Here is a 14,401-nt window from a genome sequence, read left to right as displayed (position 1 = left end):
GGCTATTCACAGAACAGGACTACAGAGAGGCAGGCATATCCCTACTCTAGTTGAGAGTAGCGTGGAATGGTGCTGAGGCGGTATGAATCAAACTGCTTTCTCAGAAATCGCAACAAATTGCACCAGACGGTCTAGCTATCCATGAGTACACTAGAAAGCGTGAATCCAGACTAAACGGCCTATGATTACCCCCATCCTCTCGTTGCTTTGTGTTGGGGTCTCCTATGGACTACTCGGTTGGCACCTCTCGGCCTACCATATTGGCTGGGCGATGGGGTCTTGGTTCGTTGCAATTTCCCTCACAATCCTGTTGTTTTGGGGAGAAGAAGTGACCAAGCGGATGTTCCGTTTGGGGCCTAGGGGCGTCGTCTCCATGCTAATTCTCAGTGGCATCATCACCATGGCCGTCGCTGCTTCCACTTTGTTTGGCTTGATTGTGGTCTTGTTAGCCTCCCAAACCTTGGCACGGCTAGAACTACAATCGTCGGGTCTCAGTCGTCGGCTTACCCTTTTGCTGATGGTTATTTTGTCGATTGGCACCCTCAGCGGTGGCTGGATTGCAGGGATTTATTACCCAAGCAGTCCCTATTGGCTGACCTCTTGTCTCATGTCTGGGCAATAGCCTCTGCTACGATCGCCGATTACCAATAAAAAAGGGAAGCAATAAATTACTTCCCTTTACAACTTTAGGGGTGGTCCCTAAAGCTGATTTATAACGAAGGCCTGTTAACGGTTTATTAATAAATCAACGGCTTATTAAAATGCGTGTTGTTTACTTAAAACCAACCGCTGCTTGCCAAACGAAAGCAAGCGCCAAGAAGAAAAGTGGAATAACAGGCATAACATCCACAATCGGGCTAAAAACGGAGAAGGCTTCAGGTAGTTTCGCCAACAGCAGAACTGCTTCCATGAATAAATGTTCCTTCCAACACAGCTTTTTGAATCGCTAAATATCTTAACATGAATCCTGCTGCCAAAAATGGATCACTGACCTAGGGCGGCTAAGGGCATGTAAGGCATCCACCTGCATCGTCTCTATCCTAGCCGTTAGTATGAGCTACCAAACATCACCCTTAGCCGCGGATTGAGGAGCGATTAATCGAGCTGAGTATCCGAAGAAAACAGCCATGTTCCAAAGATTTGCTGAAACTGATCATCTAGGATTGCCTGCCGAATACGCTGGGTAAAGCCAATTAGCTCCGTAATATTGTGAATACTTAAGAGGGTATAGGCGAGAAGTTCTCGTGAACGTAACAAATGACTGATATAGGCCCGCGTAAAATTTTGGCAGGTATAGCAAGGACAGGCAGAATCCAGGGGAGTAAAGTCTTCCCGGAATCGATTGTTCTTGAGATTCCATCGTTCTCCGGCGACTAAAGCATTGCCATGACGGGCTAAGCGCGTCGGAATCACACAGTCAAACAAATCAATCCCGGCAGCAATGGCTTGCACCATCTCTCGGTAGGTGCCCACCCCCATGAGATACCGGGGTTTATGGACCGGTAACAAGGGCGTTGTCACTTTGACAATTTTTTCAATAAGTTCCGGGGGTTCTCCCACACTGACACCGCCAATGGCATAGCCGGGTAAATCAAATTCCACCACAGATCGCGCGGCAGCTTGACGCAAATCGGCAAAGGTTCCCCCCTGAACAATGCCAAATAGAGCCTGATCAGAGCGGTCGTGCGCCTTAACGCAACGGGCTAGCCAGCGCTGGGTTCGCTCTGTGGCGGCTTGAATCGCGTCTCGACTCGCCGGATAGGAGGGACATTCATCAAAGGCCATGATCACATCCGCTCCCAGGGCATTTTGAATCGCCATGGAAGTTTCGGGCGAAAGATAAATCATTTGACCATCCCGGGGAGACCGAAAACTCACCCCCTCTTCGGCGATGGAACGCATGTCACTAAGGCTAAAGACTTGAAAACCGCCGGAATCCGTCAATATAGGACCTGACCAGCTCATAAATCGATGTAGGCCCCCAGCTTGCTCCACGATGGATTCACCGGGCTGCAAATGCAAATGATAGGTATTAGCCAAAATCATTTGAGCCCCCGTCTCTTGCAGTTGAGCTGGGGTCAAGGTTTTCACATTGGCTAAGGTGCCCACGGGCATAAACCGGGGCGTATCCACAGGACCATGGGGGGTATAAAAGGTGCCAACACGGGCCTGGGTTTGGGAGCAGTGCTGATGACATTCAAACCGAAACTGATTGCTCACAACAACCTCAATATCGCGATGGCCTCTGTCAAAATATCAGGTTTATCCTGAATGCTCAGAACGTTAAGACAAAAAAATACCGGCGTTCTCGCTCAAGAAGACAGCCGGTGAGTATTACTTGAAATAAAGCTCAGTTAGCAGTTGGTATAGACACCACAGCTGTGGGCATGAGTGCTCGAGAGCGACTAGAAGCGGCTTCGGAGCAGCTGCTGAGCTAGAGTAAAGCACCTGTTGGATGATAAACCAGCCAAAGCTCTAAAGCATGGCGGGTAAGCAGCAACAAGCTAGCGGAGACGGACACGATAAACAAACCCATCATTAAGTTAGAGGTAAACAACTCCAACCGTTGGCTTTGCTGAGCAACATGGTCATTCAGATCTCTGATATCAGCATCGAGCTGCTCGAACTGATCCAGGATGCTTTGTTTGAAACCATATGTGTTTTGAGTAATCCAGGTCATAGTTCCTCCTATGAGATTACGCGAGGGAGCATCCATTGGTTAAAGATCCCAAAGGGCTGTGCTTGAAATGAGAGAAGGAGGCTGGGATGGCCACTTTCTACTGATGTTCAAGGTCACGATAGATGGCAAGCTTGAACCCATTGCAACTTGAGCTTTAGCTATAGATTCTTAGGTTCAAATGCAGTTTGCCCAAACTAAAATATATCAAACTTACTGAACGCTGCCTGTCTCCTCTGCTTCTTAATGCGGAGATCTACCCTAAAATCTTCTGTCTAGTCGCAGCCCGAGAAGGTGACCCCTGAGATATCTAAAGGTCATCGGGCAGATTCAAAGACAAATGATAGGTTCATCGCCTAGGGTAGATACTGATGCTGAGATGCAAACGTTAGCCAGTCACACTTCAATTTTTAATTCTAGCCGTTCATCCTGTTAGACACTCACTGTATAGGAAGCCTGCGAATGTCCCAATTGGGTAGTGGATTAACCCTATTTCTAAGCCTCATGGTTGAGGCCATGCCATTTTTGATTTTTGGTGTGTTGGTCTCGGGGGTGCTGCTGATTTTTATTGATGAGAAGCGGCTAATTGCCATGTTCCCCAAGAATCCATTGTTGGGTGCCCTCTCGGGCAGCCTATTTGGCTTTTTATTCCCTGTCTGTGAATGTGGAAATGTCCCCGTTGCTCGACGCTTATTGATTCAAGGGGCATCTGCTCCCGTGGCGATTGGCTTTTTGCTCGCGGCGCCAACTATCAATCCTGTGGTGATTTGGGCGACGTGGACCGCATTCCCAGATCAGCCTGAAATTGTGGTTTTGCGAGTCGTGTTTTCCTTTGCGATCGCAACCATTATCGGTTGGGTATTTAGCTGGCAATCGGATCTCAAACCCTTCTTGCAGCCCAACATCGCGACCCTAATGCCTGTCCCATCCAGCGCATCTCCAGCAGAATCGACAGAGTCTTCAAGCTTTTTAAAAGCTGGCACCTACTTCCTCGATCAACCCAGCAATCCCATTGCCTTAGAGGCTGCCAACTTGGATGCCGTTATGGCCATCGCTTCCCCTCAGCCCAAATCCCTATGGGACAAGCTGCCGCTCTTGTTAGACAACACCATTCAAGAATTACGAGAAATGGGGGGTGTCTTAGTGCTGGGCAGCTTGCTTGCAACCATTATTCAAATATCAGTCCCCCGCAATATCATCCTCGCCATTGGTCAAGGCCCGGTGACTTCGGTGTTTGCCATGGTGATTTTAGGAGGTATCATCTCCATCTGTTCGACTGTAGATGCATTTTTTGCCCTTTCGTTCGCCTCTACCTTTACCAGTGGTGCTCTCCTCGCCTTTCTCGTTTTCGGCCCCATGTTTGACCTGAAAAGTATGGGCTTATTATTAATGGTCTTTAAACCCCGGGCTGTTTTTTACATCTTTGCCATGGTCTTTCAACTCACCTTGGTGTTTACCCTGATCATTAATCTGTGGATTAGTTAGAGACAGGCTCTATGACAGCAAAACGTATACGCACTAGACTGCTCCCTTACCTATCCGAAGGATTGGCCACTTTGGCCCTCTGCCTATGGGGTATTTTAATTCTGCAATATTGGCAGTCTGGCAAATTGGGGCTACTCATTCATCCCAACTACTATGGCTTGACCCTGGCAGCAGGCTGTTTTTTGCTGATGTTAACGAGTCTTCAGGTCTTAAAGCTTTGGCGTCGGCGAGTTCCTATGCGGTCTCAGCACCTGTCTTTACTATCCCCTCCCGTGATGAGCGGAATTATGCTTGTTGCTGCCCTAATTGGATTACTGATTACCCCCCGTCCTTTCACCAGCCAAACAGCCATTCAGCGGGGCTTACAAGATAAAACGATGGTGACTCGGGTGAGCCCTCAAGCCTTCCGAACCACCAGCCAACCCGAGCGTCGGACATTATTGGAGTGGATTCGCACCCTGGATGTGTATCCAGAACCCGATGCCTATGCTGGGCAAAAGGTGAATGTGGATGGCTTTGTCGTTTATCCAGAAGACTTGTCCGATAACTACTTCACCTTGACGCGTTTTGTGATTAGTTGTTGTGCTGCAGATGCTTATCCTGTGGGTTTGCCAGTGAAGTTAGAGAAAAGCCGCCAAAACTACGCAGTGGATTCCTGGCTGGCGATACAAGGCGAAATGGCGACGGAGACCCTCAATGGTCAACGCCAACTTGTTATTCAAGCCCAGACCCTCAAATCTATCCCTGAACCAGATAATCCTTATTACTATTAGCGATGGCTTCAACATGACTCCCTGTTTGTTGCGTAAAGCACAGATAGGGAACATATTTTATCGCTACAGTGGCCCATGAATGCTGTTAGTGCTTGGACCAACTTTTAGTTTGGCAACTCTTGTTTTGAGTTGGATAAAACCCCGTATTTCTACGGAGAATGATTAATCTATAAGAGGATATTTTTATCTTGTGGAAGATTAATTAAAGATTTCTGATGTTACTTATAATTTATACACAGTAAGAGTTGTAACCATTTTAAAGAGAGTCTCACATGGGCTCTTTTTAACTTTGAAGTATGATCAGTGATAATACTGAGGTCATCTCGGGGCTTACTATGTTTGAGGGCATTAAGAAATTCTTTAGCCTTCAGCAGCATATGACCACCATTTCTAATGCTGTGTATTAGCCCAAAGCTTGGGTCTTCGACCTATAGCAGCATCTTCAACTTGCTTGATGTTCAAGCAAGACTAAGTTATCGGGGGGAATGAAAGATGCTTCAAGCCAATTGTCTTCACTTAGGCAAAAAGAAAGCAATGACCGCTTTTGACACTGGAGTTAAAAAATCTACAGCTGAAACCCTGAGGGATCTGATTCATGCGTATCCTTCGGGTCGCGTGGTGATTCGAGATCCCAATGATCTGTCGATTGGATGGCGAGTATCTTTCAGCCAAGGTCGGGTAAATTTTGCCGAAAGCATTGTTGGCAATCAAGAGCGCTTATCTTACTTACTTCAGCGCTGCATGCCTCAGTTCGAAGGGTCTCGCCCTCAAGAACCTATTTCGGATTACTCTTTTCTCTGCCATCTGTGGCAAGCGGATTATATCTCCCATGATCAGCTGCGGGATTTGCTGATGGCTGTGACCCAAGAGGCACTGATTCATGCCCTGGCGATTCCCCATGCTCAATATCAATTTGAGGCCAATATTCAAATTGACCCTATTTTGTTATGCATGTCTTTGTGGGATTTGGTCCTACCTGTGGAGCAGACGATTAATCAATGGACACTGCTCAGCACTGAGATTCAATCTCCGTTTTCACGCCCCTATATTGTTGATACTGATAAGTTTGCTGAGTATGCAGACTATGTTAGTGAGAGCCTCCCTCATCTAGACCATTTGACTCATGCCCTAGAGCAAGAACAGTCTCTGTATCAGTTGGCCCATACCTTGAGTGTCAAAGTGGGCGATTTGGCTATTTCACTTCATCCGCTGATCAAATTAGGAGCATTGGGGATGAACCCCTACCATCTGGGTGAGGTATTAACCCGACCTCGGGTGGCCTGTATCAACCAGAGTAAGCTGACTCAGCGCTATGTGACTCAGGTCTTAGAGCCATCAGGCTATGATGTGATGCGTTTGAGCGATTCAATTCGAGCATTGCCTGCTTTGCTCAAGCGTCCACCAGTTCTGGCGTTAGTCGATGCAGAACTTCCCCATTTAGATGGCTATCAGCTTTGTCGGATGGTTCATCGGCGTGAATCTTTACGGGAGATGCCCGTGATTATCATGGCTCCTAAACGAGGCATGTGTGATGTCATTCGTACACGCCTTTCGGGGGCCATGGCTTGTTTAGGGAAACCATTCCATCATCAAGAGTTATTGGCATTAGTCCAGAAAGCAGCCGCCGCTTTACCGGTAGATCAACAACAACAGTTACACTCTTTGCCAGTATTAGAAGCTCAATCAAACTCTAAAGCCTTGATCAAAGTCTAGCCGGGGTCGTCAATTCTGCTACTTTGACCGGATCGACAAGGGCTACCAGTCTCCTGACCTATAATAAAGTGTCTGAAAACTCCTCAATCTAGTCATCTGTATGCCCACTGAACTGCAAACTGAGTTGGCTGAGGCGGTAGAAGCGCGCCGCAACTTTGCGATTATTTCTCACCCTGATGCTGGTAAAACCACCTTGACGGAGAAACTACTGCTTTACGGAGGTGCCATCCATGAAGCAGGGGCAGTTAAGGCCAGACGGGCCCAACGTCATGCGACGTCTGATTGGATGGAAATGGAGCAACAGCGGGGAATTTCGATTACCTCGACGGTGTTGCAGTTTGCCTATCAGCACTGCCAAATTAATTTATTAGATACGCCGGGTCACCAAGATTTTAGTGAAGATACCTACCGTACCTTAGCTGCTGCCGATAATGCAGTGATGCTGGTAGATGCAGCCAAAGGCTTAGAGCCGCAAACCCGAAAGTTGTTTGAGGTTTGTAAGTTGCGGTCCCTGCCTATTTTTACCTTTATCAACAAGCTTGATCGACCTGGAAGAGAGCCATTAGAACTCCTGGATGAAATTGAGCAAGAGTTGGGGCTGCAGACCTATGCGGTCAATTGGCCCATTGGCATGGGCGATCGTTTTCAAGGGGTGTTTGATCGGCGCAGTCGTAAAATCCACCTCTTTCAGCGCAGCGATCATGGCAAACGAGAGGCCATCGACACCCAAATCGATTTAGGCGATCCACAAATAGAGTCTTTGCTGGATCAGGAACTCTATTTTCAGCTTAAGGATGAGCTAGAGCTGATTGAGGAATTAGGATCTCCCTTAGATCTGGAGCAAGTTCATAACGGCCAGATGACCCCCATCTTTTTCGGCAGTGCCATGACCAACTTCGGGGTGGAGCTGTTTCTGGAAGCTTTTCTTGACTATGCCCTGAAACCTGGGGCCTATGAGAGTACCCAAGGCACCATTGAGCCGACCTATGAGGATTTCTCAGGATTTGTGTTTAAGCTTCAGGCCAATATGGATCCGAAGCATCGCGATCGGGTCGCGTTTATCCGGGTGTGTTCGGGCAAATTCGAGAAAGATATGACCGTAAGCCATGCCCGTACCGGTAAAACAATCCGGCTTTCCCGTCCCCAAAAGCTCTTTGCCCAGGGCCGTAATTCCCTAGAAGAAGCCTATCCCGGGGATATTATTGGTTTAAATAATCCGGGAGTTTTTGCGATTGGCGACACCATTTTTAAGGGAAAGAAACTGGCCTATGAAGGGATTCCTTGCTTTTCACCCGAATTGTTTGCCTACCTAAAAAATCCGAATCCCTCTAAATTCAAGCAATTTCAGAAAGGTGTTTCTGAGTTGCGGGAAGAAGGCGCAGTACAAATTATGTACTCCGAAGATGAAATTAAGCGGGACCCGATCTTAGCGGCGGTGGGGCAACTGCAATTTGAAGTGGTTCAATTCCGACTCCAAAATGAATATGGTGTTGAAACGCGTTTGGAATTATTGCCCTATTCTGTTGCCCGGTGGGTCAAAGGAGGATGGTCGGCCTTAGAGTCGGTGGGGCGCATTTTTAATGCCATCACCGTCAAAGATAGCTGGGGGCGTCCAGTTTTACTGTTTAAGAATGAATGGAACTTGCACCAAGTGCACGGTGATCATCCTGATCTGGAACTGAGTGCGATCGCACCTTTAGCCGTGGATCAAAACATGGTGAGCTGAGTAGTGCTGTTTCTATCAAAATCTAGTCAGCACTGGTTCTATTCCTCTAAAACTTTTAATAAAGTTGTTGTTAAATATGACAATCTGTTCCAAACCTGCAGATTGTGAGGTTAATCCCTACAATGTGAAGATGAGAATGAGTATTTATGCAGGGGTACACGGCAGAGCATGAGTAGTGGCGAGCTGCAAGGAAATCATCAGTTGTCTGAACGGGAGTTGCAAGTCATTGAACTCGTGGCCTCTGGCCTTAAAAATGAAGAAATTTCTCAGCGGCTAGATATCAGTAAGCGAACGGTGGACAACCACATTAGCAATATCCTCACTAAAACGGACACGGATAACCGGGTTGCTCTCGTTCGGTGGGCTTTGCAGTGGGGTAAAGTATGTCTCGATGACGTAAATTGTTGCACCTTACCTCAGGCTGAGCCATAAAAGATTTTGGCCTTACCCTGGTTGTTTCGAAAGACAGCATGACTGTGACCTACAAAGAATACGATATCCAATGCCCCGGTTTGCCCTTAGCGATTTATCGCGAGATTGCTGCCCATTTACTGCAAGTAGAGGGTGTTGAAACTGAGCTGTTACCCCAAGAAGCCGAACATTTTGATTATTCCCTGAGCCAAATTGGTTGGTTAAGACTGCGCCATCCTCAAGATTTGCCGACTGCCGATCAAGGGCGAATTGATCAAATTCTGAGCTTTTATGCCCAGCGTTATGGGGATTGGATTGCTCGATCCGATGCAGAATCGACTCCCAGCTCTACCTAAGCCGTTGGTCTTGAACGAAAAGTAACAACTCCACTGATAACCACTCATTGATCATCGGGAGAAGGGATGAACCTGACGTTTGCAGAACTGGCCTTACAGTACAAACAAGCGCTGTTAGACGATGTCCTCCCTTTTTGGCAAAACTATTCTTTAGATGAGCAGGAAGGGGGCTACTTTACCTGCTTAGATACCCAAGGTCAGGTCTACGACACGGACAAATTTATTTGGCTGCAAAACCGCCAAGTCTGGACCTTCTCCATGCTCTATAATCAGCTCTCTCCAGACCCTGACTGGCTAGAAGTGGCCCGATTGGGGGCTGATTTTCTGGCTAATAAAGGACGAGATGCAGACGGTAACTGGTACTTTGCTTTGAATCGGGCTGGGGCGCCTTTAGTGCAGCCCTACAATATCTTCTCGGATTGCTTTGCGGCGATGGCTTTTAGCCAATTTGCGGTAGCTTCCCAGGAAGACGCTGCAAAAGCTGTAGCCCTCCAAGCCTATAACAATGTTCTGCGCCGACAACAAGATCCGAAAGGACGGTATAACAAACTCTATCCTGGGACACGTCCCTTAAAATCCCTTGCAGTTCCCATGATTTTGGCAAACTTAACCCTAGAAATGGTACCCCTGTTCGATTCCGCTCAGCTGGATCAGGTCTTGGATCAGACGGTGCAAGAGGTGATGACCGATTTTCTGGATACAGAACGAGGGCTATTATTTGAAGCTGTGGCTCCAGCGGGTGACCAGGTCGATTGTTTTGAAGGTCGATTAATTAATCCTGGTCATGGCATTGAGGCCATGTGGTTTTTGATGGATATTGGCCAGCGCCGCCATGATAAAGCGTTAATTGAACGGGCCGTTGATGTGGTCCTGAATATCTTAGACTTTAGCTGGGACCAGGAGTATGGCGGCTTGTTCTACTTCCTAGATGCAGCAGGACATCCTCCCCAGCAATTGGAATGGGACCAAAAGTTATGGTGGGTTCATCTGGAAACATTAGTGGCCTTAGTCATGGGGTACCGCTTGACGGGTCGAGAAGAATGCTGGCAATGGTATCAAAAGGTGCATGACTATAGCTGGTCCCATTTTGCTGATCCGGGTCGAGAATGGTTTGGCTATTTAAATCGAGCCGGACAAGTCCATTTACAGCTTAAAGGCGGCAAGTGGAAGGGCTGCTTCCATGTACCTAGAGCTTTGTTTCTCTGCTGGCAACAGTTTGAAAAGCTGAGTGCCAAAAACTTGGCATGAAGTTTGAGCTGGCTATTTTTGACTGTGATGGGGTGCTGATTGATAGTGAACTGCTGGCTAATCGTATAGATGTAGAGTGCTTACAGGCGTTAGGGATTGAAATTGACCTTGATGACTATATAGCTGAGTATGTGGGCAAAAGTGCTGTAGCTGTCTCCCACAGTATTGAAGAGCGATATACGGTTCAGTTGCCTGGAGATTTTTGGTCACAAGTAGAACAGAAGACGCTAAAACAATTTCAAGCTGAACTACAGCCAATTCCCCATGTCGTTGAGCTACTGACTGTCCTAAACAAAAAGTGTGTAGCGTCGAGTAGTTCTGCTGATCGACTTAATCGAACCCTAGGGATGACAGGATTGTATAAGTACTTCAGCCCCCATATTTTTAGTGCTGAGCAAGTGAGGCATGGCAAGCCTGCTCCTGACTTGTTTCTGTTTGCTGCTCAACAGATGCAGGTGAACCCACAAGATTGTGTGGTGATAGAAGATAGTTGTCATGGCGTCCAGGCGGGGATAGATGCGGGCATGACAGTTGTCGGCTTTTCGGGTGGGAGTCATATCAGATCAGGGCATCTAGACAAGTTAATGGATGCAGGGGCCGCAATGGTGTTTGCAGATATGGGATCACTTTTCGCTGGATTAAGTCAGCTGGTACCCCAATGAGATGGGGGATGATTGTGTCGAGACATTCAGCAAAGCAAGCGGTTGTCTGGTTCCCTAGTCAGCAACAAATATAAGACGGGGAATAGGAGAGCTATGGGTTTTGCTAAGATTAGTAAGCTCAACATAAATTCACCACCCTGGATAATGGCTCAACGGGCCTCAAGACGATAGGACATGGAAGGAAATTTAGAAATTACCCTGTTAATGGTGATCACTGTTGTGGCAGGGATTTCAGCCCAGGTGATTGCTGATTTTCTCAAAGTTCCCAGTATTGTTTTTCTGCTGCTGTTTGGCATTGCCATGGGGCCGAGTGGTTTTGGGGTGCTCCACCCCAGCTTGCTGGGGAATGGTTTAGAGGTGATGGTCTCTCTCTGTGTGGCGCTTATCCTGTTTGAAGGGGGGCTGAACTTACAGCTGAGGGAGGTGGAAGAAGTTTCCACTAGCTTGCGCAATTTGGTGACGGTGGGAGCGTTGGTCACTTTGTTCGGCGGGGGTCTCGCAGCCCACTGGTTGAGCGAGTTCCCTTGGCAAATTGCTTTTCTCTATGCCTCTCTGGTGGTAGTGACGGGGCCAACGGTGGTGGCTCCCCTGCTGAAACAGGTGAATGCCGACCGACAGGTGTCGACCCTTTTAGAAGGGGAAGGCGTCCTGATTGATCCAGTTGGGGCAATTTTAGCGGTTGTCGTCCTCAATATTGTCCTGCAAGGGAATGCTGATCCGTTCACTATTGTCAGTGGTCTGCTGTTGCGTCTGGGGATTGGAGGCGTTATTGGGATTGGGGGCGGCTGGCTGTTGGGCCTGTTTCTCAAACGAGCCCGATTTCTCTCGGAAGACTTGAAAAATTTATCGGTTTTAGCGGGGCTGTGGGGGTTATTTGGCCTCTCCCAAGCCTTGATTAGCGAATCAGGATTGATGACAGCGGTAGCGGCGGGCATCATGCTTAAAATTGCCGCGTTGCCAGAAGAGCGACTGCTGCTGCGGTTTAAGAATCAACTGAGCATTCTGGCGATTTCAGTTTTATTTATTCTGCTGTCTGCCGATTTGTCCATTGCCAGTATTTTTGCGTTGGGTTGGGGAGGAACATTTACGGTTGCAGCGTTAATGCTGATTGTGCGCCCTCTGAATGTCCTGGTATCGACCTGGTCCAGTGACCTGAATTGGCGGCAAAAGGCATTTTTATCTTGGGTGGCCCCTCGGGGAATTGTAGCGGCATCGGTGGCCTCCTTATTTGCGATTTCCCTGACCAAGCAAGGAATCAATGGCGGTGATGCCATTAAAGCCCTCGTCTTTTTAACCATTATTTTGACGGTTTGTGTGCAGGGACTCTCTGCCCGATGGGTGGCTGGCTGGCTCAAGGTCCGCTCGGATGAGGCGAGAGGGGCTATGATTGTGGGCTGCAATCCGTTTGGTCGAACGGTTGCCCATCTGATCAAGAGTCGGGGCGAAGATGTGGTGATGATTGATGCCAATCCTGAATACTGCAAGCAGGCGAAAGCCGAGAATCTGACGGTGTATCGAACCAGTGCCCTGAATATGGATGCTCTGGATAATCTGGGTCTGGCTTCCATCGGCACCTTTTTAACAGCCACCAGTAATTCTGAGGTCAACTCGGTACTGGCTCAGCGGGTAATGGAAGAATTTCGACCCCCGCGAGTATTAGCGGTCTATCCCGATCAGTCGCCAGAAACGGAAGTGGCTGAACCGGCGGAAAAATTGGCAAGCCCAGAGGTAAAGCGGGCGTTTTCTTCTCAGCTGTCCATTAAAGAATGGAATCAGTACCTCAGCACGAATGAGGTCAAAATTACCGATACGGTCTTGGATATCGATGAGCATAAATTTAAACGGCAGCGAGATCATCTGCAGGCTTTGATTAATGCTGGAACCGTTATTCCGCTGCTCGTTCAGCGCCAAGACCAATTGCGTATTGCGAAGGCGGATGAAGAGTGGCAACCTTGCGATCGCATCACCTATGGTCTTCATATCCCTAAACCTAAATTTGGACTTGCTATCCCTAACGAAACCATGCAGGTTTCTTCATAAGGTATCTTGGTTGTTCTGATAGCTCTGTGTACCGAGAGCGGGTCTGTTGTTCTTGAAGCCTCAAGATTTGGCTAAGTCGCTACAGGTAGAAATGGCACTGTCTAAGATTTTGGCCAATCGCTGCATATCCTCAGCCGTGTACCTAAAATCACAGGGAATGGACAACATGGTGGATGAAAATTCGAGTCCTTGACCATCCTTGAGATCGGTTGGTAGATCCCAAAAAATCGCTGGGTAAACGTGTTCTTGGATTAACGCCATGCGAATACTCTCTCTTTGCGCTCTGTTCTTAAATCGAAACACAAGTGAAAAAGGGTAGCAGCCCTGTTTTAACTGACTTTGCTCGATATAGGCTTTAACTGAATCGGAAGCAAGTTCATTGAAGGTTTGAAAATTATCCAAACGACGTTGACTGATTTGAGTAATGGAGAGAATGGATAAAAAATATCGGGAGAGTTCTGAAATGCCTGAAATGCCACATTCGCCACCAATTTCTTCCTCTCCAGTAATCGCTTTCTCTCTAAATTCGGCTTTATTGATAGAGCCACCATTGAGATAAATCTGCTTTAAGAGCATGCCACTCAACTTATTTTGAACCGCCGAGAGATGACTGACCGTTAGTTCAGGCTCATCCGGTAGCGTTTCGCCGATAGGTGACCATAAAATGGCTCCATCGGGGAGAGGATAAACTTTCCTTAACGTAGTTAAGCAATAGGTCGCTTGGCTATTTTGTGCCCATGGCCCGATTGGATCGTGGCAATGATCTTCGATAATGTCGCAACCTGTATCAGTTGGGGAAAGAATGGCTTCAGTGCCTCTCCAACCAAAGTAATTGAGTCGAAACAACACGTCCGAAGAGGTAAGAGTAACCTCGGGTAAACCGGGAGCCTTGAATAGAGGATTATCCTGGTAATACTCAATCGTCAGACCACTATCTGCGATAGCTGCAATCACATCCGAAATTAAATAAGTGGGCACCCATACTCTCTGCCAACCGCGTGTATCTTTGCCGTAATTGAGAATTGTTCGAATCGTGGAGCATCCTGTACCATGTAGCTTGGCGTGGGGCAGAATCTCATGGATCGTTTCGCCTTGGCATAAAGCTTTTAGCTCTAGGGTGGATTGCCAGTGTAGTTCACTACCGTATTCCCATCGGCTTTGATGATTCGTGTTACTCATAATCTCAGAATGTATAGGGCGCTGGAGATAACTACTGAGCCATTCGTGATGTTATTGATAATTACACTGCAATGAGTCGAGCTTCTGATTGACGATGTAAGCGGTTAACAGAGGCTATAAGCTGGGCGTCT

Annotated in this window: 14 protein-coding genes; 10 read left to right on the top strand and 4 right to left on the bottom strand. The window is 47.7% G+C overall.

The features are described 5' to 3' along the window. The first annotated feature begins 181 nt into the window (after positions 1 to 181). Entirely contained in the window at positions 182 to 622 is a 441-nt protein-coding gene (locus tag AM1_RS17480) for a hypothetical protein (protein ID WP_012164205.1), read from the top strand. Between the two features lie 150 nt (positions 623 to 772). Here AM1_RS17480 and AM1_RS17475 read toward each other — a convergent pair whose 3' ends face one another. The 3 genes from AM1_RS17475 to AM1_RS17465 form a co-directional block, all read right to left on the bottom strand. Further along, a complete protein-coding gene (locus tag AM1_RS17475) occupies positions 773 to 910 on the bottom strand; it encodes a photosystem II reaction center protein K (protein ID WP_010473496.1) in 138 nt (45 codons plus the stop codon). Between the two features lie 185 nt (positions 911 to 1,095). Further along, positions 1,096 to 2,220: a tRNA guanosine(34) transglycosylase Tgt gene (gene tgt, locus AM1_RS17470; RefSeq protein ID WP_012164204.1), complete on the bottom strand. Its 1,125-nt coding sequence runs from the start codon at positions 2,218 to 2,220 to the stop codon at positions 1,096 to 1,098. 214 nt (positions 2,221 to 2,434) lie between these two features. Further along, a complete protein-coding gene (locus AM1_RS17465) occupies positions 2,435 to 2,680 on the bottom strand; it encodes a hypothetical protein (RefSeq protein ID WP_012164203.1) in 246 nt (81 codons plus the stop codon). A 459-nt stretch (positions 2,681 to 3,139) separates the two neighbouring features. On the opposite strand from AM1_RS17465, the gene AM1_RS17460 reads away from it, so the two are divergent. The 9 genes from AM1_RS17460 (at position 3,140) to AM1_RS17420 (ending at position 13,091) form a co-directional block, all read left to right on the top strand. After that, positions 3,140 to 4,162: a permease gene (locus tag AM1_RS17460; protein WP_012164202.1), complete on the top strand. Its 1,023-nt coding sequence runs from the start codon at positions 3,140 to 3,142 to the stop codon at positions 4,160 to 4,162. A gap of 11 nt (positions 4,163 to 4,173) precedes the next feature. Next, positions 4,174 to 4,935 carry a TIGR03943 family putative permease subunit gene (locus AM1_RS17455; protein WP_063710529.1) on the top strand — a complete coding sequence of 254 codons (762 nt, stop codon included), beginning with the start codon at positions 4,174 to 4,176 and terminating at the stop codon, positions 4,933 to 4,935. A gap of 492 nt (positions 4,936 to 5,427) precedes the next feature. Then, positions 5,428 to 6,648, top strand: coding sequence for a response regulator (locus AM1_RS17450; protein ID WP_012164201.1), 1,221 nt, complete (start codon positions 5,428 to 5,430; stop codon positions 6,646 to 6,648). 100 nt (positions 6,649 to 6,748) lie between these two features. Then, a complete protein-coding gene (prfC, locus tag AM1_RS17445) occupies positions 6,749 to 8,374 on the top strand; it encodes a peptide chain release factor 3 (protein ID WP_012164200.1) in 1,626 nt (541 codons plus the stop codon). A gap of 168 nt (positions 8,375 to 8,542) precedes the next feature. Next, a complete protein-coding gene (gene pedR, locus AM1_RS17440; protein WP_010473487.1) occupies positions 8,543 to 8,806 on the top strand; it encodes a photosynthetic electron transport-dependent transcriptional regulator PedR in 264 nt (87 codons plus the stop codon). A 38-nt stretch (positions 8,807 to 8,844) separates the two neighbouring features. Continuing rightward, complete coding sequence (locus AM1_RS17435; protein ID WP_012164199.1) at positions 8,845 to 9,141, top strand: hypothetical protein; 297 nt, start codon at positions 8,845 to 8,847, stop codon at positions 9,139 to 9,141. 66 nt (positions 9,142 to 9,207) lie between these two features. Continuing rightward, a complete protein-coding gene (locus AM1_RS17430) occupies positions 9,208 to 10,389 on the top strand; it encodes an AGE family epimerase/isomerase (RefSeq protein ID WP_012164198.1) in 1,182 nt (393 codons plus the stop codon). Then, entirely contained in the window at positions 10,386 to 11,051 is a 666-nt protein-coding gene (locus AM1_RS17425; RefSeq protein WP_012164197.1) for an HAD family hydrolase, read from the top strand. The genes AM1_RS17430 and AM1_RS17425 overlap by 4 nt, the downstream gene beginning before the upstream one ends. Before the next feature lie 174 nt (positions 11,052 to 11,225). Beyond that, entirely contained in the window at positions 11,226 to 13,091 is a 1,866-nt protein-coding gene (locus AM1_RS17420; protein WP_012164196.1) for a cation:proton antiporter, read from the top strand. Positions 13,092 to 13,151: 60 nt separating this feature from the next. Here AM1_RS17420 and AM1_RS17415 read toward each other — a convergent pair whose 3' ends face one another. After that, entirely contained in the window at positions 13,152 to 14,270 is a 1,119-nt protein-coding gene (locus AM1_RS17415; protein ID WP_012164195.1) for a hypothetical protein, read from the bottom strand. Between the last annotated feature and the right edge of the window lie 131 nt (positions 14,271 to 14,401).

The organism is Acaryochloris marina MBIC11017 (genome assembly GCF_000018105.1).
Taxonomy (GTDB): domain Bacteria; phylum Cyanobacteriota; class Cyanobacteriia; order Thermosynechococcales; family Thermosynechococcaceae; genus Acaryochloris; species Acaryochloris marina.
This window is presented reverse-complemented; position numbering and strand designations above follow the sequence as displayed.